The following is a 23,379-nucleotide window of genomic DNA, read 5'->3' on the forward strand; positions in this document are numbered from 1 at the left end:
GTACTACGCTCAAGCCCATGGAACGCCCTGATCGCGTGGACGCGATGCTCGCTGCCTGGCGGGCAGAGCGACCCGAGATCGCCACGCTGACCCTCGAGCTGATCAAACGGATCGGGCGGCTGAACGCCTTCGTCGCGGAGGCGAGTCAGCGGGCCCTGGAGGGCTTCGGCGTCACGTACGCGGAGTTCGACGTGCTCGCGACGCTCCGGCGGTCCGGCGGTCCGTATCGCCTGAAGCCCGGTCGGCTGGCGGAGTCATCCATGCTGACGACCGGCGGCACCAGCAACATCCTCCAGCGCCTCAGCGCAGCGGGCCTGGTGCGCCGCGAGCCGGACCCGGACGACCGACGCAGTTCGTGGGTGTGCCTCACTCCGGAGGGACTGGAGCTGACGGACCGGATCGTCGCCGCCACCGGCGGGGCGCACGAGGCGCTGTTCGAGCGCATCCCCGAGGAGACCGGGCGGGCCCTGGCGGACCTCATGCGCGAGGTGCTCCTCACCTTCGGCGACGACGCGCCGAACACCCCCTGACCAGCGCGAGCGGCGCGCTGGGCGCCGCGAACCACGCTCGCCGAGCGAGCGCCATCAAGCAGGAGGGCGACCGGGATACCCCGGCCGCCCTCTCCGCGGAGCCCCTCAGGCCCAGGACACGCCGCCCATCGCAGCCTCCTTCCCCCGGACTGATCGCGGTCGCCGCTCCCGCTTAGAGGCTAGGGAAACGATCACTGCACGCAAATACGTCTTTTGACATATTTTGTAGTCATCACTACATGTATGCGGCATTTCACCGCAGGTATCCGGCAACGCCGCCCCGGATAGCCGACCCCGGAGAGGGCTCCATCACAGGCGATATGCCTGCTACGCTACCAAGCGAGCGCTTGGTACGACGGTACGCGGTCGCACGGAAGAAGGAGCCCTATTCACCATGAAGTTCTCCACCTTCCACCTCTTTCACCGATTCGAAGGACAGACCGTCCAGGAGGTGTACGACTACCAGCTCGAGATCGCCGAGCTCTGCGAAGAACTCGGGTTCGACGGGATCTGGGTGGCCGAGCACCACTTCCGCGACTACGGCCTCGTCCCGAACATCTTCACACTGCTGTCGTACCTCGCCGCGCGGACCGATCGGCTCCGCCTCGGCACGGGGATCGTCGTGCTCCCGCTGCACAACCCGGTCCACGTCGCCGAGGAGGCGGCAATGGTCGACCTGCTGTCCGGCGGCCGGCTGGAGATGGGCATCGGCCGCGGCTACCAGAGCGTCGAGTTCGAGAGCTTCGGCATCGACCTGGGCGAGGCCCGGGAACGCTTCAACGAGGCCCTCGACATGATCACCGCCCTGTGGACCCAGGAGAACGTGCACTTCCAGGGCAAGTTCTACGGCACGGGCAACGAGGTCACCCTCATGCCGCGACCGGTGCAACAGCCGCACCCGCCCCTGCACGTGGCCGCGGTCAGCCCCGAGACCGTCGAGATGTACGCCGCGCGCGGGCTGCCGATCCTCGCCGACCCCGCCGCGCCGTTCAAGAAGATCGCCAAGGCGGCGGAGACCTGGCACGAGACGGCCCGGGTCAACGGCGTCGACACCGACGGGATCGAGCTCGTGGCCAGCCGGTCGGTGTACGTCGCGCCGACCGTCGAACAGGCCCGCGCCGACCAGGCGCGCTTCGAGAGCTCCTTCGACCGGTCGCGCATCTTCAACCGGCAGAGCGCGCCGATCGACTCCCGGACCGGCCAGGTCGCCAAGGGCTTCGAGTACTGGCAGGACCGCTACCTCAAGGGCGGCGAGGTCGGCGCCGACTTCCGCTGGGAGCAGCTGGAGGTCATCGGCGACCCCGACCGCGTCATCAACCAGATCAAGATGATCGAGGAGTTCGGGTTCAGCAACCTGCTGTGCGACTTCGGCAGCACCCGGCCCGTACCGATCGAGGACATGAAGAAGGTCCTGCGCTTCTTCGCCGCCGAAGTGATGCCCGCCTTCCGGTGACCCCGCGCGCAGACGGATAGACCCGACGAGTTGGAAGGCAGGACGCGATGTCCGTACACGGGGTGACCCTCGGCGACGTTCTCGGCGAGCATCGGCGCGGCCGGCCCCACGGCCTGGCGGTCGTGGACGCGGACGTGCGCCTGACCTACCCGCAGCTGGACGAGCGGGTGAACCGGCTCGCCGCCGCGCTGGCCGCCGACGGGGTCGCCCCGGGCGAGCGCGTGCTGTGGCTCGGACGCAACTCCTTCCGGATCCTCGAGCTGCTGCTGGCCTGCGCCCGGCTCGGCGCGATCTGCTGCCCGGCCAACTGGCGGCAGAGCGCCGACGAGCTGACGTTCGTCCTCGACGACCTGCGGCCCGCCATCGTCGTCTTCGAGGAGTCCGAGGCGGCCGCGCAGGCGCGTTCCCGGACCGAGACGGCCGGGCAGGCGCGCACCCGGACCGAGGCCGCCGGGCAGGCGGGTGCCCGGACCGGCGCGGGGGCCCGCTGGATCGCCGCCGGCGAGGAGTACGAGGCATACCTCGCGGCCGGGGCGCCGGCGGAGCCGGCCGTGGAGGTCACGCCCGACCGCCCTGTGCTCGCCCTCTACACGGCGGCGTTCGACGGGCGGCCGGCGGCGGCGCTGCTGAGCCACTCGGCGCTGATCGCGCACTCGATGGCGATCCTGCACATCCGGCAGATGGAGGACGGGTTCACCTACCTCGACTGCGGGCCGCTCTTCCACGTCGGCACCATGATGTTCTGCCTGGCCACGTTCCAGCTCGGCGGCACGAACGTCTTCACGCCCGCGTACGACGCGAAGGAGGTCTGCCCGGCTGATCGAGGCCGAGCGGTGCACGCAGGCGTTCCTGTTCGGACCGATGATCGACCAGCTCGTCGAGGCGAACTCCGGAGGCACGTACGACCTGTCGTCGCTGCGCTTCGTCTCCCACTCCCCCGAGTGGGACGCCATGATCACCGTCGACGACAGTCCCTGGTGCGCGTCGAAGATGGGCGGCTATGGGCAGACCGAGGTCGGCGGCATGCTCACCTTCCTGGGGCTGGCCCCCGGCGGGCAGGGGTACGCCGGCCCTCCCCGCTCGCCCACGTACGGATCCTCGACCCGGCCGGGGACGAGGTGCCGCCCGGCGAGACCGGCGAGATCTGCGCCCGCGGTGCCGGCGTGTTCAGCGGCTACTGGAACCGGCCGGAGCTGAACGCGGCCAAGACGGCGGGCGGCTGGCACCACACCGGTGACCTCGGCCGCCGGGAACCGGACGGCACCCTCACGTTCATCGGCCCGCGGCTACGGATGATCAAGTCGGCCAACGAGAACATCTACCCCGCCGAGGTCGAACGCGCCCTCAAGTCGCACGAGGCCGTCACCGACGCGGCCGTGATCGGCGTGCCGGACCCCGAATGGGGCCAGAACGTCAAGGCGATCATCGTCCGGAAGGAGGGCGCGTCGCTGACGCCCGAGGAGGTCGTCGAGCACGTGCGCAACCAGATCGCCTCGTACAAGAAGCCGCGCCACATCGAATTCGCCGAGTTCATCCCGAAGAAGGGCTACACGCCCGACTACGACGCCCTCGACGCGGCGTACGGCGGAGGCGGCTACCCCGGCATGTGACGCAGCCGCCCCCGGGCGACGGCGATTCGTCACTCGCCGGGCGCGGCTCCCCGCTCGGACCAGTCAAGCGTGATTTTCGATCTCTTCGAAGATATCGATGTCAGTCTTTTGCTGCCATTCCGGAAGCGCGTCCCAATCCGCGACGTAGGATGATTTCGGTTCGGGGATGTGCTTGTAAATCTGGGCGATCCAGCACAGCGCGACAAAGCGGCCCTTTTGTTCTCGAGACGACGTATCCGGGTTTGGGATCGCCTGGATAGTGCTTGCGCACTCCGGTGATCCACGCTTCCCGGAAGATACGGCCGTGATCGCCGACGGTCTCCTTCGCCGCCAAGGCGGATGCACCGGCTGCGCCCTCAGCAAGAACTGTAGTACTTGCATGCCCCTCGTCACCCTGTACCGGCGTGCCAGCGCCCCGCTGGGCGCGTACTGCCAGCACCAGGAGAGGAGGTGAACCATGTCACCTGTGCCCGTACAGATCCGGAAGAAGCCGACGGACGAGGAGGCCGTCCCGATCGCCGACCTGGACGACATCGCCAGCGCTACCGTCATGCTCGGCTGCGGTGACGACAACCCGTACAAGTAAACGATCTACCGGGGCGGCTCCCGATATCTGGGACCGCCCCGGGACCACCTCAGTAAGGTGCCGCCATGACAACGAGAATCGGCTGGGAAGAGGCTCGGCCGTTCATCGAGCAGCAGATCGGCCCGATTCACACCGTAAAGCAGGTGAACGAAGGGTTCAATTCTGAAATCGCGGTCATAGTACAGACCCAGGACGAGACTTTTTTCGTTAAGGGACTTCGTCAGGACCATCCTCGCGCCTGGACGCAGGCCCGCGAACGCGCCGTCAACCCTTTCGTCACCGGGATATCGCCCCGCCTCTGCTGGACTGCCGAAGACGGCGGCTGGAACCTGCTCGGATTCGAGCTCATATCAGGTCGGCACGTCGATTACGCTCCGACATCAGTGGATCTTCCCGCGATCGTACGGATGCTCCGCCGACTCCAAGAGGTCTCCTGCCCCGACATCGAAATGAAGCAAGCCGAACAACGCTGGGCGGCCTACACCAACAGGTCCGAACTGTTCGCCGGTGACCAACTTCTTCACACGGACTGGACGCAAGGGAATGTCCTTATCAAGGATGGTCGCGCTTACCTCGTCGACTGGGCTTGGCCCACCAAAGGTGCTGGATGGATCGACCCAGCATGCTGGACGGTATGGCTCATTGCCGGTGGCCACGACCCTCAGAGCGCTGAAGTATGGGCCTCGAGAATTCCATCATGGAACACCGCCCCTAGGGAAGCGCTTGACGTCTTCGCTCAGGTTCAGGCGGACATGTGGGCAAGGATCGCGGATGACTCGCCGGACTCATGGACACGAGGCATCACGGAGGCGGCCCAACTGTGGGCGAAATATCGCAGCGAATGAAATGGAGGTCATCGTGAGTATCGAGTCGACGCCGAACATCCACCCGGGTGACTTTGCGCTGGAGGCCCGGCTCCTGGCGGATGCATACGCCGTTGCTCTATGAATCAGCCGACGGCTTCCGGATGGCCGGGTCCACACAAATCCATTTTCTTCGAGTACAGATCACCGAACTAGTCGACGTACTCAACGAAAGGCAGCTGCGCGACTGACCCGCGGCTACAGATGATCAAGTCGACCAACGAGCGCTCGCCCCGCTTCGCGACGCGTTCGCCGCCCGGATGACGAAGCGCCACACCTCATGACCCGCCGTCCCTAGGCTGCCCACTGCGACGGGCTCACCACCATCGAGGAGAGAGCGACAGTGAAGTACATCGAGGTCGAGCAGAAGTTCGCGCTTTCCGAGCCGGACAAGCTCAAGCAGGAGCTAGAGGAACGCGGCGCCAAGCGCGGCCCGGCCGTCCGGCAGGTAGACACCTACTACAACGCCCCACACCGCGACTTCCTCGCCCCCCTCGTGGTCTCCGAGTGGCTGCGCCTCCGCGAGACCGACACCGGAGCCTCGGTCAACTACAAGCGGTGGCTCCCCGAGGACGCCGAGATCAAGACGCACTGCGACGAGTACGAGACACCCGTCGAGGACGTCGAAGCACTGCGCCGGACGCTGCTCGCCCTCGACTTCACGAAGCTGGTCATCGTGGACAAGACCCGCGAGGAATGGGCCATCCCGGGTGAGGCCGCCGTCGCGTTCGACACCGTGGCCGACGCCGGACACTTCGTCGAGTTCGAGTTCAAAGGCGAAGCCGAGAGCGTCGAGGAGGCCATCACACGTCTCCAAGAGTTCATCGACGGACTCGATGTGAGCCTCGGCGACCGGATCAATCGGGGCTACCCCCACATGCTCCTCGGCCGGGAACGCTAGAGAGGCCGTGCCGCATTCGAGTAATGGGCAATTGCCCACTATGGTTGCGGAGGAACCAAGGAGCAGAAGGGCCCTCAGGACGTGGACACGACGAGCCGCCGCAGAAGAAGCGAGATCCTCGGCGGCGACGAGGACGGCCGCTTCACCTTCCCCGCCGTCGGCGCCGAGCGGACGATGCTCGCCGACGTCCTCGCCGCGCAGCGGGCCACGCTGGAGCTGAAATGCGCGGGCCTGAACGCCGAACTGGCCCGGCGAGCGGTGGAGCCCTCCACGCTGTCGCTGCTCGGCCTGGTGCGGCACCTCGCCGACGTCGAGCGCCGCTGGTTCAGGACGGTCCTGGCCGGCCAGAACGCGCCGGCCCGCTTCTCCTCCGCCGAGGACCCCGACGGCGACTTCGACGGCGCCACGCCGGACCCCGAAGTGATCGCCGGCGCCTGGCGGGCGTGGCGGGAGGAGGTCGCCTTCGCCGACGCCTACGTCGCCGAAGCGCCGCACCTCGACGTCGAGGGCCACGACGCCTGGCGCGGGCGGGTCTCGCTGCGCTGGGTGCTCATCCACATGATCGAGGAGTACGCCCGGCACAACGGCCACGCCGACCTGCTTCGCGAACGCACCGACGGGGCGAGGGGGATCTGAGCGAGGGAACCGGCATGCGCGGCGTGCGCGGTGCGGGCGCGACCGCCGTGCGCCGTGCGCCGTGCGCCGTGCGCCGTGCGCCGTGCGCCGTGCGCCGTGCGCCAGCCATGATCGATCACGGACTACCCAAGCAAGTGCTCGCTCGCTTATCGTTGCGGCATGCCGATCACCCTGGCGGACCTCGCGGGCCCGCGGCACACCGTCGTCCTGGTGATGGAGATGCAGCGCGGCGTGGTGGGCGATCTCACCGGTTTTCCGGAGCTCGCCGAGGCCTGCGCGAAACGCGACGTCATCCGCAACACCGCCCGGGTCGCGGCCGCCGCCCGGGCCGCTGGTGTCCCGGTCGTGCAGTGCACCGCGGCGTTCCGGGCCGACCGGGCGGGCAGCCACACCGACAACGCCCCGTTCATCCGGAGGCTCCTGCGGAACCCGGCGCACATGCTCGAGGGGACGCCGGCGATCGAGGTCGTCCCGGAGGTGTCCGATCCGGCGGACCTGGAGTCGCGCCGATACCACGGCTTCTCGCCGTTCACCGGGACCTCGCTGGACCAGACACTGCGCTCCCTCGGCGTCCGTACCGTCGTCGCCACCGGGGTGTCCCTCAACCTCGGCGTGCCTGGCCTGTGCCTGGAGGCCGTGAACCTCGGCTACCGCGTCGTGGCCGTCACCGACGCGATGGCGGGCGTCCCCGCCGAGTACGCCGACGCGGTCCTGACCCACACGGTCGGCCTGCTCGCCGCCCGCGTCACCGCGGACGAACTCGTAAAAGCCTGGAACTAGGAGGCCGGATGGAAGGGTTGTCGCTCGCCGGGCGCACCGCGCTGGTGACCGGAGGCGCCGGTGGGATCGGCACGGCGATCTGCGCGGACCTGGCCGCGCTGGGCGCCCGGGTCATCGTCGCCGATCTCGACGAGGGCGCGGCGCGCAAGACCGCCGCGGGCCTTCCGGACGCGGTCGCCGAACGGGTCGACCTGGCGGACCCGGCGAGCATCGACGACCTGGCGGCCCGCGTCGGCTCCCCCGACATCCTCGTGCACAACGCGGGCATCAGCGTCGTCGAGCCGTTCACCGACAGCGACCCCGCCGCCTGGGACCTCATGTGGCAGATCAACCTGCGGGCGCCCATGTACCTCACCCGCCTGATGCTGCCGGGGATGCGCGACTGGGGCCGCCTCGTCTTCATCTCCTCCGACGGCGCGCGGGCGGGGTCGGGCGGCGAGGGCGCGTACGCCGCGACGAAGGCCGGATTGTTCGGGCTGGCCAAGACCCTGGCGCGGGAGGCCGCCCGGCAGGGCGTCACCAGCAACGTGGTGTGCCCCGGGCCGACCGACACCGCGATGCAGCACGCGGTCGCCGAACGCCATCCCGGGCTGCTGGAGAAGCTCGCCCGGCAGATCCCGCTGCGCCGCATCGGTCGGCCCGCCGACGTGGCGGGCCTCGTCGCGTTCCTGTGCACCGACCGGGCCGGCTACATCACCGGGCAGACCCTGTCCGTCAGCGGCGGCATCACGATGTGCTGACCATGTCAGAGACTCCCGTACGCCGCCTCCAGCAGGCGGTAGGCGCGGACGCCGCCGGAAACCTCGTCGCCCATGCGGTTCGGGATGTAGGCGAGGGCCAGGCCCGTCTCGACGTCGCCGAGGCTGATCGAGCCGCCCAGGCCCGTGTGCCCGAACGCGGAGTCCCAGCCCGCCCTGGGCGTGAGGAACACCAGCGACGGCCGCATGAAGCCGAGGCCGAACGAGCTGTCGATGTACATCACGCGGTCCGATCCGGCCACCCGCCGTACGACGGCGTCGCGCAGCGTCGTACGGCCGACGATGCGGCCGCCCAGCAGGTCGCGGTAGAACTCGGCGAGCGCCCGCGCCGTGGTCACCATGCCGAGCGCGGGCCAGCCCGCCCGCAGCATCTCCGGGTTGTTGTTGCCGCCGGGCAGGCTGTTGATGTTCGGGTTGTCGAAGGTCCGGTTGAGCAGGCTGTTCGGGTCCCGGAACCCCGCCGTCATCTTGGCGAGGGGGTCCTCGGGGCTGAGGGGCATGGGCACCTCGCCGGTCGAGCTTTGCCCGCCCTTACGCGCCGCGCCGCCCTTGTCGACCTTCCGGCCCGCGCTGAGCCGGGCGGCGCGCTCGATCACGTCGTCCGGTGCGCCGATGTGCAGGTCGAGGCCGAGCGGCCCGGCGATCTCGTCGCGGACGAACTCCCCGACCGTACGGCCGGAGCAGCGGCGGACGATCTCGCCGGCCAGCCACCCGTAGGTGATCGCGTGGTACCCGTGCGCGGTGCCGGGTTTCCACTCCGGCTCCTGCGCCGCGAGCAGCGCCGCCATCGCCGCCGGGTCGTGGGCCTCGGCGACCGGCACGGCGCGGCCCAGGGTGGGCAGTCCCACCTGGTGCGACAGCAGGTGCTCGGCGGTCGCGTCCTCCTTGCCCGCCGCGCCGAACTCCGGCCACCACGACGTCACCGGGGCCTCCAGGTCGTACAGGCCGCGTTCTGCGAGCAGCAGCGCCGCCGTGGCCGTCACGGCCTTGGTGCAGGAGAACGCCAGGCACGGGGTGTCACGCAGCCACGGCCGGCCGGAGCGGCGGTCCGCGAGCCCGCCCCACAGGTCCACGACGCACCGGTCGCCCACGTAGACCGCGACGGCGGCGCCGAACTCCTCACCTCGCGCGAAGCCGTCGGCGAACGCCGTCCGGACCTCTTCGAACGCCGGATCGCAGTGACCTTCGATCATGTGCCTGACTCCTGGAGGGGACGAAATTGTGAGCGAGTCTAATAACTGGGGACGGTGGGGGGACGACGACGAGCGCGGCGCGCTGAACCTCCTCACCCCCGACGTCGTGCGGGCCGCCGCGTCCTGCGTGCGGGAGGGCCGGCCGCTGAGCCTGTCGCTGCCGATCCGCGGCGCCACGTCCTCGCCCGCGCCGACCACCGTTCCGCACCTGCGCGGCCGTCCGCTGCCGCAGCACTTCATGTCGGTGGACGCGGGCGACTACGCCGCCGGCGCCCGCCCGATCGGCGCGGGCCTGAAGATGGCCGACGACGCGATCGTCGTCACGCCGCACGGCACCACCACGCACATGGACGCGCTGTGCCACATGTGGGCCGGCGACGAGCTGTACAACGGGCATCCGGCCGGGCGGGTCCGCTCGTACGGCGCGACGCGGTGCGGCATCGACAAGGCGGGTCCGGTGGTCGGGCGCGGCGTGCTGTTCGACGTCCCTCGCCTGCGGGGCGTCGATCACCTGGCCGCCGGGGACCGGATCTCGGGCGACGAGCTCGCGGCGTGCGGCGTGGACGTACGGCCCGGGGACATCGCCGTGATCCGCACCGGATGGCCGCTGACCTGGCAGGACTCGCCGGAGGCGTACTGGGCCGGGCAGCCCGGCCTGTCGGCCGACGGCGGGCGCCGGCTGGCGGAGTGGGACGTGGCGATGGTGGCGTGCGACAACGCCGCGATCGGCGGTCTCAACGGGCGCCAGCTCGCCGACGAGGGCCTCGACGACGACCTCCACCTGATCTTCCTGTGGCGGCACGGCATCCACCTGGCCGAGATGCTCTGGCTGGAGGAGCTGGCCGCCACGGGCCGTACGGACTTCCTGTTCGTGGCCGCGCCCCTGGCCATCGAGGGCGGCACGGCCAGCCCGATCAACCCTGTCGCGATCCTCTGACCACCACGCCGTTCTCCACCGTCACCGGTAACGATGTGAGCGTCCGGGCTCGCGGCGACGGAACTATAGTTTTACGCTCGTTGACCGGACTTGAGCGGAGGAGCGTGGAACTTCCGGATCTCCCTTCCTGGCCGACCACGGTGCGCGAGGCCGAGGCCGTCCAGGACCGGCTGCGCACGTGCGTCGACCTCACCGCGCCGGGCCCGGCGTCCGTACGGACCGTCGCGGGGCTGGACGTCGCGTACGCGGAGGACCGGCTCGCCGCGGCCGTCGTCGTCCTCGACCTGGACGGGCTGGAGGTGGTCGAGGAGATGGTCGTCCTCGACCGGCCCTCGTTCCCGTACGTGCCGGGACTTTTCGCGTTCCGCGAGCTGCCGGCGCTGATCGAGGGGTTGCGCCGGCTGAGCGTCACACCCGACCTGCTGATCTGCGACGGTCACGGGCTGGCGCACCCGAAGCGCTTCGGTCTCGCCTGCCATCTGGGCGTGCTCACCGGCCTGCCGGCGATCGGGATCGGCAAGACGCGGCTGGTCGGCGCGTACGACGAGCCGGGCGCCGACCGCGGCTCCTGGAGCAACGTGACGGACGGCGACGAGGTCGTCGGCCGCGCGCTGCGCACCCAGACGGGCGTACGGCCGATCTTCGTCTCCGTCGGTCACCTCACCGACCTGGAGACGGCCTGCGAGGTGGCCCTGCGGCTCACGCCGCGCTACCGCCTGCCGGAGAGCACCCGGCGCGCGGACCGCCTCTCCCGCCGCGCGCTCGCCGGGCGCTGACGGAACCTGCCGTCGGGGCGCCCCTCGCCCGCTTACAGGGACTTGAGGAAGCGGGCGGCGATGGGGGCCGCCGCCTTGGCGCCGAAGCCGCCGTCCTCGACGACGACGGCGAACGCCACGTCGCCGCGGAAGCCGATGAACCAGGCGTGCGTCTTCGGCTTCTTGTCCTTGCCCTGCGCGGCGCCGTACTCGGCCGTGCCGGTCTTGCCGGCCGTGCCCGCGGGCAGCCCGGCCGGCTTGGCGGTGCCGGAGGTCACCACGGCGCGCATCATGTCCGCCAGGCTGCTCCTGACCGAGGAGTCGAGCCGGGAGGCCTTGGCCTTCTGCGGCACCGCCGGCTGGGTGACGAGCACCGGGGGCCGCCAGGTGCCGTCGGCGACACCGGCCGCCACTCCGGCCATCGAGAGGGCGTTGGCCAGGTCGCGGCCCTGACCGAAGCCGGCGACCGCCTTCTCGGCGTCGCTCGTCGGCGTGGGGAAGCTGCCCGGCCGCACGGTGACGCCGGGATCGATCTTCTGGTTGAACCCGAAGGTGCTCGCCGCGCTCGCCAGCTTCGGCGCGCTGAGCAGCTTCTGGGTCTGCAGGGAGAAGGCGGTGTTGCAGGACTGGGCGAGCGCGTCCTTGAAGGTCATGTCGGCGGCGCCGCCCTCGTCCTCGGAGTTGTGGATCACCTGCCCGCCGATGTTGGCCTTCTTCGGGCACTGCACCTTCGACGAGGGGGTGAGCCCGGCCTGGAGCAGGGCGTACGCCGTGACCACCTTGAAGGTCGAGCCGGGCGGATAGATGCCCTGCATCGCCCGGTCGAAGCCGCCCGGGATGTTGCCGACTCCCAGGATCTGCCCGGTCGCGGGACGCAGCGCCACCATGGACGTCGGCTTCTTCTGGCCCTTGAGCGCGTTCGAGAGCGCCTGCTGGATGTGCAGGTCGAGGCTGGTCCTGACGTCCTGCCCCGGCTTGCCGGTGAACCCGCCGACGGCCTTGACCGTGCGGCCGGACGCGTCGGCGGTCGAGATGGTCGTCGTGGGCGTGCCGGCCAGCCGCTTGTCGAAACGCTGCTGGATGCCCGACTGCCCGACGACGTCCCCCTTGGCGTACGGCGTGCCGAGCTTCTTGGCCTGCTTGGTGGTCAGGGGCGCGGTCATGCCGACGAGCTGCTGGACCGAGCCGGACACGTCGGCGCCGTCGATGGCGCTTCCGTCGGCGGCGACGACCTTGCCGCGCTGCTGCCACTTGGACGAGGTCGTCAGGTGCTGGCCGGCGTGCAGGTCGGGGTGGATCGCCTCCGGGCCCCACGCGACCTTCCACTCACGGTGGCTGGTGACCAGACGAAGCCGTCCCTGGTACTTCCAGGTCCCCGCGGGCAGGGTGAATACGGCGCTGAAGGGCGCGGTCGCCTGCTTGCCGTGCTTGGTGACCCCGCCGAGTGAGGCCTCGACCTTCGTGACGCCCAGACCGGTGCGCAGGCCCTGGTAGTACTGGTCGAAGTCGGCCGGTGGCGTGGCCGTCGCGGTCCGCATCGCCGTCAGGTCGCCGTGCCGCCACCCGGCGAGGAACTCCTCGGCGGTCGCCTCCGGGCTCCCCTTCGTGCGGAGCAGGACGTACGCTCCGCCCCCTGCGGCCGCTACGAGCACCACTGCGACGACGGCGACGATCAGCCAGAGTTTCTTGTGTCCCATCAGCCCCGAGTTTCCCCTACGTTAACGTCCCCCGCCCGGACAATCGTAGTGGCCGCCGTCAAAGCGGGCTGGACATCGAAGATCACCACGTCTTGCCCGCCTACCAAGCGTGCGCTAGCTTGGCAATCGATGGACCCGCGCCCGCTGCCCCGGCCGAGCGCGCTGACCGCGCCCTACTGGGAGGCGTGCCAGCGCGGAGAGCTCGCCGTCCAGCGCTGCCGGGCGTGCGGACGCCGCGTCCACCTCCCCGAGCCCGCCTGCCCGCACTGCGGCGGAACGGACCTGCCGTACGAGCCAGTGTCCGGGCGCGGCGCGGTGCACACCTTCAGCGTCGTCCACCGGGCGTTCCTTCCCGGGTTCACGACGCCGTACGTCCTCGCCTGGATCGACCTGGAGGAGGGCGTCCGGGCGTTCGGTGGCATCGTCGGCGACATCGCCCCGGAGGAGGTGCGCGTCGGCATGCCCGTGCGCGTGCGCTTCGACGAGCTCCCCGGATTCGGCCGCATCCCCAACTGGAGGCCAGCGTGAAGATCGGCAACGTCCTGTATCCGGTGAGCGACGTCGACCGGGCCGTCGCCTTCTACCGCGACGGGCTGGGGCTCGCGGTGAAGTTCACCGATGGCGGGCGATTCGCCGCGCTGGACGCCGGCGGCACGACGCTCGCCCTGGCCGGACCGGCCGAGGACGTCACCGGCGGGGATCCCGCCGCGTCGTTCAAGGTCCCCGACGTGGCGGCCGCCGTCGAGCGGCTCACCGCCGCGGGCGCCCGGCTCGTCGCCGGTCCGGACGAGGGACCGCACGAGACCAGGGCCGTGCTCCGCGATCCCGACGACAACCCCCTCGTCGTCTACGCGCCGCGCTGACCGCTCACCCACGACCGCCCCGGTGACCACCCGACACCTGTTCTCCGCGATCGGCGCCATGACCGGCTCCCGTGACCGCCCGACGCCCATCCCTCGACGAGGCCCGGACAACCGCTCCCATCGATCAGCCCCCTCCCCCGCACCAGGAGACTCCAGTGGCGCGATCACCATTCGGCAACTACGGGTACGCGATCCTCACCGCCGGCGCGCTGCGCACCCCGGACAAGGTGGCACTCACCTACTGCGGCGAGACCAGCCTCACCTACGACGGGCTCAACCGGAAGGTCAACCGGGTGGCGCACGCGCTGCTGGAGGCGGGGATCGGCCCCGGGCAGCGCGTCGCCTCGCTGATGAACGAGACGCTGAACGTCGCCGAGGTGTACCTGGCGCAGATGAAGCTCGGCTCGGTCGTCTGCGCGCTCAACCCGTACTGGCCGGAGGACACCCTCGCCCAGGTCGTCGAGCACTCCGAGTGCACCGCGTTCGTGTACGACGCGAGCGTCGAGAAGCTCGTCGCGGCCGTACGTCCCCGGCTTCCGGGAGTGCGCCGGTGGCTCCGGGTGGGCGGGCCGGCCGAGGACGCCGTCGACCTCGACGCGCTGGCGTCCGCCGCCACCGAGGACGAGCCCGTGCTGGGCGGGCACGGCGACGACCTGATGGCGCTGTTCTACACCTCGGGCACGACCGGCCTGCCCAAGGCCGTCCGGCACACGCACTCCTCCAGCCTGGCCTCGGCGCAGATCTGGCTGGACATCCCCCACGCCGCCGACTCGGTCATGGGCACCGGCGCGATCATCTGGGGCATCGGGTTCCCCGCGCTGGTCGGCCCGGCGTTCTACGCGGGCATGCGGCTCGTCCTCGAGCAGGACTGGGGACCGGCCAACTTCCTCAAGGTCGTGCCGCGCGAACGCGTGACCCACGTCAGCCTCATCCCCAGTTTCTTCTCCGCCCTGCTCGGGTCCGACGACCACGCCGACGTGGACCTGTCGTCGCTGTCGGCGATCGTGCTCGGCGGCGAGCCGCTGCTCCCGTCCCTGCGCGAGAGGATCATGAAGCGGCTGCCCGGGGCGGCGATCCTCAGCTACTACGGCCAGACCGAGGCCCCGTACACCTGCATCGGGCGGCAGGACGACGGCAGCCAGGACATCTCCTCCGTGGGCCGGGCCCGCACCTCCACGGCGGTGCGCGTCACCGGCCCGGACGGCGAGCGGCTCGTGAACCAGGTCGGCGAGATCAACCTGACCGGGCCGAACCTCATGCAGGGGTACGACAAGCTGCCGGACAAGACCGCGCAGGTCCTCCGTGACGGCTGGTACGTCGGCGGCGACCTGGGGACCGTCGACGACGACGGCTTCCTGACCGTGCTCGGCCGGCGCGAGGACGCCATTCTCAAGGGCGGCGTCTGGTCCCAGCCGAGCGGCCTGGAGGACGCGGCGATCGAGCTCGACGGCGTGAAGGAGGCGGGCGTCGTCGGCGTCCCGGCGCAGGCCGACGGCGAGGACGCGGTCGAGCAGCGGATCCTCGTGGCGGTCGTCCCCCGTGCCGGAGCCGTCCTCGACGCCGACGAGGTGAGGGCCCGGCTCGCCTGCCGCTGCCCGCACACCAGGTGCCCGACCTCGTCGTCGTGGCGGACGAACTGCCGCACACCCAGGACGCGTCCGGCGGCCCGGGCAAGCTGCTGCGCCGCGAGATCCGCGCCCGATACGCCGACCTGCTGGAGCGCCTGTGAGCAACGCTATGGAGTCGCCTGTGGTGACCGCCGAGCACGTGGTGAAGGAGTTCGTGTCCGGCTTCGGGATCGCCGTGCCGCGCGGGGCGACGTCCGGGTCCGCCGAGGCCGTCGCCGTCGCCGCGGGCGGGCTGACGCCGCCGCTCGTCGTCAAGGCGTACGGTCCCGGGCTGGTGCACAAGAGCGAGGCCGGTGCCGTACGGCTCGGGCTCGGCTCGCCGGTCGAGGCGGCGCGGGCCGCGGCCGAGATCCGGGCGGCGCTGGCGGGATCGGGTGTCGCGGTCGAGGGCTACCTCGTGGAGGAGCAGGCACCGCCCGGCGTCGAGGTGATCGTCGGTGCGGTCCGCGACCCGTCGTTCGGGCCCGTGCTGCTGGTCGGTCTCGGCGGGGTCTGGACCGAGGTGCTGCGCGACACCGCGCTGCGGCTGTGCCCCGTCACCGAGGACGACGCCCGGCAGATGCTCGCGGAACTGCGCGGCGCGGCCCTCCTCGACGGCTTCCGCGGGTCGCCCGCGGTCGACCGGGACGCGCTCGTCAAGGTGCTGCTCGCGGTCGGCGGCCCCGGCGGCGTGGTCGAGAGCCTCGGCGAGGGGTTCACCGAGTTCGAGCTGAACCCGGTCATCTGCACGCCCGAAGGGGCGGTCGCGGTGGACGCCCGCCTCCTGGGCCCCGCCGGCGTGACCCCGCCCGAACACCCGGAGGCTCCGGCGGCGCAGGACTTCGACCGGCTGTTCGCGCCGCGCGGCGTCGCGGTCGTGGGCGCCTCCACCAAGCGGCCGAACTTCGGCAACATGTTCCTCGGCTTCTACCGCGCGGCGGGCTACGCCGGTCGTCTCGTCGCCGTTCATCCGACGGCGGACGAGATCGACGGGGTGCCCTGCGTGCCGTCCCTGGACGGGGCCGACGTGGACTACGCGCTGGTGGCGGTCCCCGCCGAGCGCTGCCCGGACGTCGTGCGCGAGGCCCGCGGCATCCCCTTCGTGCAGGTGATGAGCGGCGGTTTCCGGGAGACCGGCGCCGCGAGCCTGGAGGATGAGCTCCTCGCCGCCGCCCACGACGCGGGCGTGCGCCTGCTGGGTCCCAACTGCATGGGCGTGTACTCCCCGGCGGGCGGCCAGACGTTCATCGGCGGGCGGCCGGGCCGCCCGGGACGGATCGCGCTGATCTCGCAGAGCGGCGGGCTCGCCGGGGAGGTCATCAAGGTCGGCGAGCACCGCGGCCTGGCCTTCTCCAAGGTCGCCACGGTCGGCAACAGCGCCGACGTCGGCCCCGCGGAGCTGCTGCGCCACTTCGCCGCCGACGACGACACGTCCGTGATCGGCCTGTACCTGGAGGACCCGCGCGACGGCCGGGCGCTGTTCGAGGCGCTGCGCGCGGTGTCCAAGCCGGTCGTCGCCCTCGTCGGCGGGCGTTCCGCGCAGGGCCACCGGGCCGCCGCGTCGCACACCGGGGCGATGGTCGGCGACGCCCGGGTCTGGGAGGCCCTGGGAAAGCAGGCCGGGCTGCCGCTGGTCACCGCCCAGGACGACCTGATCGGCGCCCTCGACCTGCTCGACCTGCACGCCGGGCGGGAGGTGCCCGTCTCCCCCGACGTCCTGGTCATCGGGCCGAGCGGCGGAGCCAGCGTGCTCGCCGCCGACGCCCTCGACCGGGCCGGGCTGCGGCTCGCCCCGCTGCCCGGCGTCGACCTCGGCCTGCCCGTCGGCGCCGTCCCCGGCAACCCCCTGGAGATCCCGGTGGGCCCGCGCGGCAAGCCGGACCTCGTGCGGCAGGTCGTCACGGCGATCCAGCGGGCCGCGGACCGGCCGTACCCGGACGTGATCACGCACGTGAACGTGCAGAGCTTCTTCACCTTCGGCGACAGCGCCGACCCGCTCCTCGCGTACGCGCGCGGCGTCGGGGAGCTGCAGCGCGAGCTGGCCGGCACGCGGGTCATCCTCGCGCTGCGCAACGCCGAGTACGCCCCGCCCGGCGTGGAGGACGAGCTGCGGTCGATCGCCCGGGCGGCGGGGATACCGACCTATCGGAGTGTGGAGGCGGCCGCCACGGCCGTGGCGGTGGCCAAGGTCCGCGACCAGCGGCGGAGAGCGTGAGGTGGCCATGGGCAGGCTCGACGGCAAGGTGGCGCTGATCACCGGCGGCGCCCGCGGCATGGGCAAGGCCCATGTACGGCGGTTCGTCGCCGAGGGCGCCAGGGTGGTGTTCGGCGACGTCCTGGAGGAAGAGGGCGGCAAGCTCGCCGCCGAGCTCGGGGACGCGGCGCGCTTCGTGCCGATGGACGTGACCCGGCCGGAGGACTGGCGGACCGCCGTGGACACCGCCGTCACCACCTTCGGCGGCCTCACCGTCCTGGTGAACAACGCCGGGATCATCAGGCACCGGACGATCGAGGAGATGACCCTGGAGGAGTGCACCCGGATCATCGAGGTGAACCTCATCGGGCAGTGGCTCGGCGTGAAGTCGGTCATCGAGCCGATGCGGGCGGCCGGCGGCGGGTCCATCGTCAACGTCTCCTCCACCGAGGGCTTCATCGGTGCGTCCGGACTCGCGGCGTACTCCGCCAGCAAGTTCGGCGTCCGCGGGCTGACGAAGGCGGCGGCGCGCGAACTCGGCGCGTACGGCATCCGCGTCAACTCCATCCACCCCGGGGCCATCCTCACCGCGATGTCGATGGACCCGGACGTGGTCGCCGCGACCGCCGACAGCGCCGAGGCGTTCTTCAACGCGCTGCCGCTGAAACGGATGGGCAAGCCGAACGAGGTGCCGGCGCTGGTCGTCTTCCTCGCCTCCGACGAGTCCGGCTACTGCACCGGCAGCGAGGTCCTCATCGACGGCGGCATGCTCACCGGCGCCGGCTACTGATCGAGGACCCGACTTTCGTCAGTACCGGCGCGGAGGCCCAGGCAGGTACGGTTCGGCCGTGCACAGGTCGGTCAGGGACGTGCTGCTCTGGGGGTTCTTCGCGCTCAGCATGCTGGCGGAGCGGGTCGCCCAGGGCGGGGTCGGCGCGCCCTGGGCCGTGGCCGCGGCGGGGCAGGCCGCCGTCGGCGTCATCGTCGCGATCGCGCGGTCCCGCCCCCTCACCGCGCTGTACGCGGCGGCGGCCCTCCCGCTCCTGCAGTGGGCGTACGTCGTGGTGCGCCCGGGACCGTTCTCGCTGTCGTACGTCGTCGCGCTGCCCGTCATGGGCTACCTGGCGGGCCGCCGGCTGCCGCGCGACCGGCCCGTGCTGCTGTCGTTCGTCGCGATCGCCCTCCTGGAACTCGCCCTGGCCGTGGCCGTCGGGACCGTCGAGGGCTCGGCGACCCGGTGGGTGGTGACCTGGTTCGACCTGACCCTCGCGCTGGTGTTCCTGGTCATGTGCCCGTGGCTGATCGGCCGCTACCGGCGGCTCCAGCAGGAGCTCGTACGGGCCGGGTGGGAGCGTGCGGAACGCCTCGAACGCGAACAGCGGATCGTCGCCGACCGTGAGCGGCTGCGCGAGCGTGCGCGCATCGCCCAGGACATGCACGACTCGCTCGGCCACGAGCTCAGTCTGATCGCCCTGCGAGCGGGCGCCCTGGAGATGGCGTCCGACCTCCCCCAACGCCATCGCGCCGCCGCCGGGGAGCTCCGCGCGGGCACCGCGTCCGCGACCGAGCGCCTCCGGGAGATCATCGGCGTGCTCCGTGAGGGGCCCGGCGTGGATCCGGCCGTGCCGCTGACCCCGGCCCGGGAGAGCGTCACCGACCTGGTCGAACGCGCCCGCGCGTCGGGCCTGCCGGTCGAGCTGCGGGACGAGCGCGAGGACGGCGGGCCCGTGCCCCTGCCGGACATGTCCGGCCACGCCGTCCACCGGGTCGTGCAGGAGTCGCTCACGAACGCCGCCAAGCACGCCCCCGGCGCGGCGGTGACGGTCCGCCTGACGCGATCGGAGAACGAGACCGTCGTGACGGTGACGAACGAGCCGCCGCCCGCCTCGCCGAGGCCAGGGGCGAACGGACCGCACTCCTCACAGAAGCCGGGGACGAGCGGATTGCAGTCCGCATCGCCGAAGCCAGGGGCGAACGGTTTGCAGTCCGCATCGCCGAAACCGGGGACGAACGGTTTGCAGTCCGCATCGCCGAAGCCGGGGGCGAACGGGCCGCAGCCCGCCTCACAGAAGCCAGGGGCAAAGAGGTTGCAGCCCGCATCACCGAGTCCTGCGGCGGACGAGCCGCCCGGCCGTTCGCCGGACGCGCCCGGCGGCGGCCTGGGCCTGGTCGGGCTGCGCGAGCGCGTCCGGCTCGCGGGCGGCTCGCTGCGCGCGGGCCCGTACGGCGGCGGGTTCGAGGTGCTCGCCCGGCTGCCGCACGCGCCGCCCGCCAGGTCGCCCGGCGACGGCGCGGCGGGCGGCATCGATTCGGCCCAGGGCCTGGCGCGAGCGCGCGGGCAGGTCCGGCGCGGGCTGGTCACCGCGTTGACGGTGCCGCTGTCCATCGCGGCGAGCCTGGCGATCGCCCTGCTCGGCTACTACCTCTACACGACGGAGAACTCCGTCCTCGACCCGGCGCGCTTCGACCGGCTGCGGGTCGGTCAGGCCCGCTCGTCGATCGACCTGCCGGCGGTGGAGATGATCGACTCCCCGGTCGGCTCCGGCCCGGTGCCGCCGCGCGGCGCGTCGTGCCAGTACTACCGCTCGGACGACAATCCGCTCGGCGTGGGAGACGTGTACCGGCTGTGCTTCGCCAGCGGCCGGCTCATCGCCAAGGACGTCATCTCGCCCGCCGACCGGATGCGAAGGGACTGATCGATGATCCGGGTGCTCCTCGCCGACGACGAGGCCATGATCCGTGCAGGCGTCCGCGCGATCCTCGCCACGGACTCCGGCATCGAGGTGGTCGCGGAGGCGTCCGACGGGCGGGAGGCCGTCGAGCTGGCCCGCTCGCACCGGCCGGACGTCGCGCTGCTCGACATCCGGATGCCGCGGCTGGACGGGCTCAGCGCCGTACCGGAGATCCGGCGGGCGGTCCCGGACACCGCCGTGATGATGCTGACGACGTTCGGGGAGGACGAGTACATCGCCCGGGCGCTCGGCGACGGGGCGGCCGGTTTCCTGCTCAAGGCGGGCGACCCGCGCGAGCTCATCGCGGGCGTACGGGCCGCCGCCGACGGCGGGGCGTACCTCTCACCCCCGGTGGCCCGGCGCGTCATCACCGAGCTGAACCGGGGCCGCCTGTCCCGTGGCGCCGAGGCGCGGGCCCGCGTCGACACGCTGACCGGCCGGGAGCGGGAGGTCCTCGCCCTGGTCGGCACCGGCCTGTCGAACGCGCAGATCGCCCGCCGCCTGCACCTCGTCGAGGGCACCGTCAAGGCGTACGTGAGCGCCGTCTTCACCCGCCTCGGCGTACGCAACCGCGTCCAGGCCGCGATCCTCGCGTACGAAGCGGGCCTCGTACGCGAGGACGGTCCGTGAGGCCGGGGCCTCCCGCGGGTCGTCACCGTACGAAGACGACGTCCGGATGACGCGGTGACGGGCCGTCGAGCAGGCGCTGCGGCCGGTGGCGCAGGTGCTCGTCGAAGAACGCCCCGATGTAGGCGCGCTCGGCGGCGACGATCCGCGTGGAGTCGACCGTGCCGATCCACCCGTCGATGAGGCCTTCGGCACGTCGAAGCGCCGCGCGATCTGCGGCATGGTCGCCTCGTCGTCGGTGAAGGTGTAGTGCCGGCGACCCGGCCGTGTCGATCAGGGCCGCGACGCCAGGGGCATGGCGGGACACGTCGTGTCGTGTCCGGACGACGGTAGGAATCGGCGGCGGGTCGCCACAGTGAACGATCGGCGGTGATCGCCCTGACTTTCGTCAGGTGCGGGTCTCAGCGCTCGGCGGCGTTGCGGAGGGCCAGGGTCGTCCGCGCCAGTTCGTCGGCGGAGGGGGCGGAGCCCGCCACCACGCCCACCGTGGAGCCGTCCGCCCACGCGCACCCGGCTCCGCCGCGCGATCCGGGGGCGCAGCGCAGGGTGCCGCCGAGCGGTCCGGCCGGGTAGTCCTTCGGGCCGGAGAGCGGCATGGCCGCGAGGGCGGAGTCGACCTCGGCCGCAGGCGGGTTCGAACGCAGTTCCTGGGCGATGGTCGGGTGGTCGCCGGCCGCCAGGCCGATGAAGGCGATCCGCTGGTGGGCGTCCCCGTGCCGCTGGAACACCGCGATCTTCATCTTGGCGGCGAACACCGGGTTCTGCTGGGCCTGGGCCTTGCGGATGTCCTGGATGACGCGCTGGGCGTCCGCGCTGGTCAGCCTGGTGTAGTCGGCGAAGGAGTCCGGGACCCTGATCGTGCGCTGCGCGCCCGCCGTCGGCGAGGGACTGGCCGTCGTCCCGTACGCCGCCGTCCGCGCGCCCGAGGACGACCCGCACCCGGCGGCGCCCACGATGACGAACGACAGCGAGGCGAGCACACCGACATGGCCCCTGAACTGCCCGAACGCCGCCATACCCGCCAAGCTACGCGGCCCCGCGACCACCGATTATCCGCAAAGGGAACAGATCACTTAAACGTGCCCCCAAGGCGGTCATGATCGCCGAGGGTCTCCCCGGTGCCCGGAAACCCTCGGCAGAGCGCCGCGCCCCTCGGTGCCCGCCGTCAGGCCGGGCGGCCGGATCGGTCGGCGACCGCTCGCCGGTCCGCTAGGCCAGGTCTGCGACGCTGCTGGGGAGCTCCACCGGGCGGCGGTCGGGCCAGCGTTCAGCGGCCTCGAGCTGGGCGGCGAGCGACAGGAGGGTGGCCTCGTCGTTCTTCCGGCCCAGGAACTGCGCGCCGATCGGCAGGCCGGCGGTGCTGAGCCCGGCGGGCACGCCGATGGCCGGCCAGCCGAGGACGTTCCAGGCCCAGCAGAACGGGCACGCCGCCGCCGCGAGCTTGCCGGTCGCCCACCAGCCGCGGCCGCTGAGCGCGCCGATGCGCAACGGGAACTGGGCGGTGGCCGGGGTCAGGACGACGTCGGCGCGCTCGAAGATCTTCCCGATCCGGCGGCCCATGCGGGGTTCGGCGCGGCGGCTGGCGGGTACGAGCCGCCGTCCGATGTGGCGGCCGAGGAACGCCTCCGTGCGGGTGGCGGGTTCGGGGTCGGCGTCGGGGGTGGCGTCGAGCCAGTCCGCGACCCCGGCGGTCCCGCGCGGCAGGAAGGCCAGGCCGATCAGGCCGTAGTCCGGGTCGGCCGGGAACACGTCGTGTCCCAGGTCCGCGAGGACGCCCGCGAGGCGCAGCACCGCCGCCCGGATCTCCGGGTCGACCGCGGACGGCACGCCGAACGGCGAACGGAACGAGACGGCGATCCGCAGCCGTCCGGGCTCCCGCGCGGCGGCCTCGCGGTAGGGCTCGGCGGGCGCGGGCGGGCGGTAGACGTCGTCAGGGTGGTTGCCGGTCAGCACGTCGAGGAGCAGCGCCGCGTCCTCGACCGTACGGGTGAGGGGGCCGGCGACCGCGATGCCGTAGAACGGGTCGACGTGCGGCCACACGGAGACGCGGCCGCGCTGGGGTTTGAGGCCGACGAGCCCGGTCCAGGCGGCGGGGATGCGCAGGGAGCCCGCGCCGTCGGAGCCGACCGCCCCGGAGACCAGGCCGGCCGCGACCGCCGCCGCCGAACCGGCACTCGACCCGCCCGGCGTGCGATCGGAGTCCCAGGGGTTGCGCACGATCCCGAAGCCGAGGGTCTCCCCGGTCGGCCACTGCCCGATCTCGCTGGTGTTGGTCTTGCCCACGATGATCGCGCCGGCCGCGCGGAGTTTGCGGACCACCTCGCTGTCGGCCGTCTTCGGCTCGTGCCTGCCGCGGCAGCCGAAGGGGGTGATGTGCCCGGCCAGGTCGGTGTCGTCCTTGATCGCTACCGGGACCCCGAGCAGCGCGGGGCGCTCCTCTCCGTGCCATCGGTCGGCCCGGTCCGCGTCTTCCAGTGCCTGGTCGGCGCAGGCGACGCGGAAGGCGCCGAGGGTGTCGCGCTCGATCCGCTCGAGGGAGTACTCCACGAGCTCGCGGGAGGAGACCTCACCCGCGGCGAGTCGGGCGGCGTCTTTGGCGAGTCCTTCGATCACAGGAACCCCCCGAGGTTCACATTCGTTCGTTCGAACGAACGATA

The 23,379-nt window shown here is 71.8% G+C and carries 24 protein-coding genes and 1 pseudogene; 19 read left to right on the top strand and 6 right to left on the bottom strand.

The window, feature by feature from the left end; all coding sequences use genetic code 11:
- Nucleotides 1-17 precede the first annotated feature (17 nt).
- From ACYVF7_RS45725 to ACYVF7_RS45735, 3 genes are all read left to right on the top strand, one after another.
- Nucleotides 18-530, top strand: coding sequence for a MarR family winged helix-turn-helix transcriptional regulator (locus tag ACYVF7_RS45725; RefSeq protein ID WP_460352227.1), 513 nt, complete (start codon nucleotides 18-20; stop codon nucleotides 528-530).
- A gap of 394 nt (nucleotides 531-924) precedes the next feature.
- Entirely contained in the window at nucleotides 925-1,983 is a 1,059-nt protein-coding gene (locus ACYVF7_RS45730) for an LLM class flavin-dependent oxidoreductase (RefSeq protein ID WP_460352228.1), read from the top strand.
- Between the two features lie 47 nt (nucleotides 1,984-2,030).
- Entirely contained in the window at nucleotides 2,031-3,593 is a 1,563-nt protein-coding gene (locus ACYVF7_RS45735) for an AMP-binding protein (protein WP_460352229.1), read from the top strand.
- A 63-nt stretch (nucleotides 3,594-3,656) separates the two neighbouring features.
- On the opposite strand, the gene ACYVF7_RS45740 is transcribed toward ACYVF7_RS45735, so the two are convergent.
- On the bottom strand, nucleotides 3,657-3,974 hold the full coding sequence (locus ACYVF7_RS45740) for a hypothetical protein (RefSeq protein ID WP_460352230.1): 318 nt from the start codon (nucleotides 3,972-3,974) through the stop codon (nucleotides 3,657-3,659).
- Nucleotides 3,975-4,050: 76 nt separating this feature from the next.
- On the opposite strand from ACYVF7_RS45740, the gene ACYVF7_RS45745 reads away from it, so the two are divergent.
- The 6 genes from ACYVF7_RS45745 to ACYVF7_RS45770 all read left to right on the top strand — a co-directional run bounded on the left by ACYVF7_RS45745 (nucleotide 4,051) and on the right by ACYVF7_RS45770 (nucleotide 8,099).
- Nucleotides 4,051-4,179 (top strand): hypothetical protein, encoded by a 129-nt coding sequence (locus ACYVF7_RS45745; protein WP_460352232.1) that lies wholly within the window; start codon nucleotides 4,051-4,053, stop codon nucleotides 4,177-4,179.
- Nucleotides 4,180-4,244: 65 nt separating this feature from the next.
- The gene (locus ACYVF7_RS45750; RefSeq protein ID WP_460352233.1) at nucleotides 4,245-5,024 is read left to right on the top strand and encodes a hypothetical protein; all 780 of its coding nucleotides are present in this window, start codon (nucleotides 4,245-4,247) and stop codon (nucleotides 5,022-5,024) included.
- Nucleotides 5,025-5,385: 361 nt separating this feature from the next.
- Nucleotides 5,386-5,943: a class IV adenylate cyclase gene (locus ACYVF7_RS45755; protein ID WP_460352235.1), complete on the top strand. Its 558-nt coding sequence runs from the start codon at nucleotides 5,386-5,388 to the stop codon at nucleotides 5,941-5,943.
- An 81-nt stretch (nucleotides 5,944-6,024) separates the two neighbouring features.
- Nucleotides 6,025-6,579 carry a DinB family protein gene (locus ACYVF7_RS45760; RefSeq protein WP_460352237.1) on the top strand — a complete coding sequence of 185 codons (555 nt, stop codon included), beginning with the start codon at nucleotides 6,025-6,027 and terminating at the stop codon, nucleotides 6,577-6,579.
- Between the two features lie 159 nt (nucleotides 6,580-6,738).
- Complete coding sequence (locus ACYVF7_RS45765; protein ID WP_460352239.1) at nucleotides 6,739-7,359, top strand: isochorismatase family protein; 621 nt, start codon at nucleotides 6,739-6,741, stop codon at nucleotides 7,357-7,359.
- An 8-nt stretch (nucleotides 7,360-7,367) separates the two neighbouring features.
- A complete protein-coding gene (locus ACYVF7_RS45770) occupies nucleotides 7,368-8,099 on the top strand; it encodes an SDR family NAD(P)-dependent oxidoreductase (protein WP_460352241.1) in 732 nt (243 codons plus the stop codon).
- 5 nt (nucleotides 8,100-8,104) lie between these two features.
- Here the strand turns inward: ACYVF7_RS45770 and ACYVF7_RS45775 are convergent, their stop codons facing one another.
- Nucleotides 8,105-9,310, bottom strand: a complete 1,206-nt coding sequence (locus ACYVF7_RS45775; protein WP_460352243.1) for a serine hydrolase domain-containing protein — start codon at nucleotides 9,308-9,310, stop codon at nucleotides 8,105-8,107.
- Nucleotides 9,311-9,335: 25 nt separating this feature from the next.
- Here ACYVF7_RS45775 and ACYVF7_RS45780 point away from each other — a divergent pair, with 25 nt between their 5' ends.
- Nucleotides 9,336-10,247, top strand: coding sequence for a cyclase family protein (locus ACYVF7_RS45780; RefSeq protein ID WP_460358475.1), 912 nt, complete (start codon nucleotides 9,336-9,338; stop codon nucleotides 10,245-10,247).
- 104 nt (nucleotides 10,248-10,351) lie between these two features.
- Nucleotides 10,352-11,023 (top strand): endonuclease V, encoded by a 672-nt coding sequence (locus ACYVF7_RS45785; RefSeq protein WP_460352244.1) that lies wholly within the window; start codon nucleotides 10,352-10,354, stop codon nucleotides 11,021-11,023.
- Between the two features lie 32 nt (nucleotides 11,024-11,055).
- Here ACYVF7_RS45785 and ACYVF7_RS45790 read toward each other — a convergent pair whose 3' ends face one another.
- Nucleotides 11,056-12,699, bottom strand: a complete 1,644-nt coding sequence (locus ACYVF7_RS45790; RefSeq protein ID WP_460352246.1) for a penicillin-binding transpeptidase domain-containing protein — start codon at nucleotides 12,697-12,699, stop codon at nucleotides 11,056-11,058.
- Between the two features lie 129 nt (nucleotides 12,700-12,828).
- Here ACYVF7_RS45790 and ACYVF7_RS45795 point away from each other — a divergent pair, with 129 nt between their 5' ends.
- From ACYVF7_RS45795 to ACYVF7_RS45830, 8 genes and pseudogenes are all read left to right on the top strand, one after another.
- Entirely contained in the window at nucleotides 12,829-13,227 is a 399-nt protein-coding gene (locus ACYVF7_RS45795; RefSeq protein WP_460352248.1) for a Zn-ribbon domain-containing OB-fold protein, read from the top strand.
- The gene (locus ACYVF7_RS45800) at nucleotides 13,224-13,562 is read left to right on the top strand and encodes a VOC family protein (RefSeq protein ID WP_360889533.1); all 339 of its coding nucleotides are present in this window, start codon (nucleotides 13,224-13,226) and stop codon (nucleotides 13,560-13,562) included. The genes ACYVF7_RS45795 and ACYVF7_RS45800 overlap by 4 nt, the downstream gene beginning before the upstream one ends.
- Before the next feature lie 227 nt (nucleotides 13,563-13,789).
- Nucleotides 13,790-14,770: pseudogene (locus ACYVF7_RS45805) on the top strand (class I adenylate-forming enzyme family protein); the annotation flags it as partial.
- A gap of 398 nt (nucleotides 14,771-15,168) precedes the next feature.
- Nucleotides 15,169-15,291, top strand: coding sequence for a hypothetical protein (locus ACYVF7_RS45810; protein WP_460352249.1), 123 nt, complete (start codon nucleotides 15,169-15,171; stop codon nucleotides 15,289-15,291).
- On the top strand, nucleotides 15,288-17,384 hold the full coding sequence (locus ACYVF7_RS45815) for an acetate--CoA ligase family protein (RefSeq protein WP_460352251.1): 2,097 nt from the start codon (nucleotides 15,288-15,290) through the stop codon (nucleotides 17,382-17,384). Before ACYVF7_RS45810 ends, ACYVF7_RS45815 begins: the two co-directional genes overlap by 4 nt.
- Before the next feature lie 7 nt (nucleotides 17,385-17,391).
- Nucleotides 17,392-18,153 carry a glucose 1-dehydrogenase gene (locus ACYVF7_RS45820; RefSeq protein ID WP_460352253.1) on the top strand — a complete coding sequence of 254 codons (762 nt, stop codon included), beginning with the start codon at nucleotides 17,392-17,394 and terminating at the stop codon, nucleotides 18,151-18,153.
- 58 nt (nucleotides 18,154-18,211) lie between these two features.
- Entirely contained in the window at nucleotides 18,212-20,059 is a 1,848-nt protein-coding gene (locus ACYVF7_RS45825) for a sensor histidine kinase (protein WP_460352255.1), read from the top strand.
- Between the two features lie 3 nt (nucleotides 20,060-20,062).
- Nucleotides 20,063-20,725 carry a response regulator gene (locus ACYVF7_RS45830; protein ID WP_460352257.1) on the top strand — a complete coding sequence of 221 codons (663 nt, stop codon included), beginning with the start codon at nucleotides 20,063-20,065 and terminating at the stop codon, nucleotides 20,723-20,725.
- Nucleotides 20,726-20,747: 22 nt separating this feature from the next.
- Here the strand turns inward: ACYVF7_RS45830 and ACYVF7_RS45835 are convergent, their stop codons facing one another.
- From ACYVF7_RS45835 to ACYVF7_RS45845, 3 genes are all read right to left on the bottom strand, one after another.
- Nucleotides 20,748-21,029 (bottom strand): hypothetical protein, encoded by a 282-nt coding sequence (locus ACYVF7_RS45835; RefSeq protein WP_460352258.1) that lies wholly within the window; start codon nucleotides 21,027-21,029, stop codon nucleotides 20,748-20,750.
- Between the two features lie 94 nt (nucleotides 21,030-21,123).
- The gene (locus ACYVF7_RS45840) at nucleotides 21,124-21,738 is read right to left on the bottom strand and encodes a hypothetical protein (protein WP_460352259.1); all 615 of its coding nucleotides are present in this window, start codon (nucleotides 21,736-21,738) and stop codon (nucleotides 21,124-21,126) included.
- 193 nt (nucleotides 21,739-21,931) lie between these two features.
- Entirely contained in the window at nucleotides 21,932-23,335 is a 1,404-nt protein-coding gene (locus tag ACYVF7_RS45845; RefSeq protein ID WP_460352261.1) for an amidase, read from the bottom strand.
- Nucleotides 23,336-23,379 lie beyond the last annotated feature (44 nt).

The sequence above is a fragment of the Actinoallomurus acanthiterrae genome (assembly GCF_054775715.1).

Excerpts from the sequence above, each read along its gene's own strand:
- ACYVF7_RS45725 (WP_460352227.1), top strand. The coding sequence starts at position 18 with ATGGAACGCCCTGATCGCGTGGACGCGATGCTCGCTGCCTGGCGGGCA.
- ACYVF7_RS45730 (WP_460352228.1), top strand. The coding sequence starts at position 925 with ATGAAGTTCTCCACCTTCCACCTCTTTCACCGATTCGAAGGACAGACC.
- ACYVF7_RS45735 (WP_460352229.1), top strand. The coding sequence starts at position 2,031 with ATGTCCGTACACGGGGTGACCCTCGGCGACGTTCTCGGCGAGCATCGG.
- ACYVF7_RS45740 (WP_460352230.1), bottom strand. The coding sequence starts at position 3,974 with ATGCAAGTACTACAGTTCTTGCTGAGGGCGCAGCCGGTGCATCCGCCT.
- ACYVF7_RS45745 (WP_460352232.1), top strand. The coding sequence starts at position 4,051 with ATGTCACCTGTGCCCGTACAGATCCGGAAGAAGCCGACGGACGAGGAG.
- ACYVF7_RS45750 (WP_460352233.1), top strand. The coding sequence starts at position 4,245 with ATGACAACGAGAATCGGCTGGGAAGAGGCTCGGCCGTTCATCGAGCAG.
- ACYVF7_RS45765 (WP_460352239.1), top strand. The coding sequence starts at position 6,739 with ATGCCGATCACCCTGGCGGACCTCGCGGGCCCGCGGCACACCGTCGTC.
- ACYVF7_RS45770 (WP_460352241.1), top strand. The coding sequence starts at position 7,368 with ATGGAAGGGTTGTCGCTCGCCGGGCGCACCGCGCTGGTGACCGGAGGC.
- ACYVF7_RS45775 (WP_460352243.1), bottom strand. The coding sequence starts at position 9,310 with ATGATCGAAGGTCACTGCGATCCGGCGTTCGAAGAGGTCCGGACGGCG.
- ACYVF7_RS45790 (WP_460352246.1), bottom strand. The coding sequence starts at position 12,699 with ATGGGACACAAGAAACTCTGGCTGATCGTCGCCGTCGTCGCAGTGGTG.
- ACYVF7_RS45795 (WP_460352248.1), top strand. The coding sequence starts at position 12,829 with ATGGACCCGCGCCCGCTGCCCCGGCCGAGCGCGCTGACCGCGCCCTAC.
- ACYVF7_RS45820 (WP_460352253.1), top strand. The coding sequence starts at position 17,392 with ATGGGCAGGCTCGACGGCAAGGTGGCGCTGATCACCGGCGGCGCCCGC.
- ACYVF7_RS45830 (WP_460352257.1), top strand. The coding sequence starts at position 20,063 with ATGATCCGGGTGCTCCTCGCCGACGACGAGGCCATGATCCGTGCAGGC.
- ACYVF7_RS45840 (WP_460352259.1), bottom strand. The coding sequence starts at position 21,738 with ATGGCGGCGTTCGGGCAGTTCAGGGGCCATGTCGGTGTGCTCGCCTCG.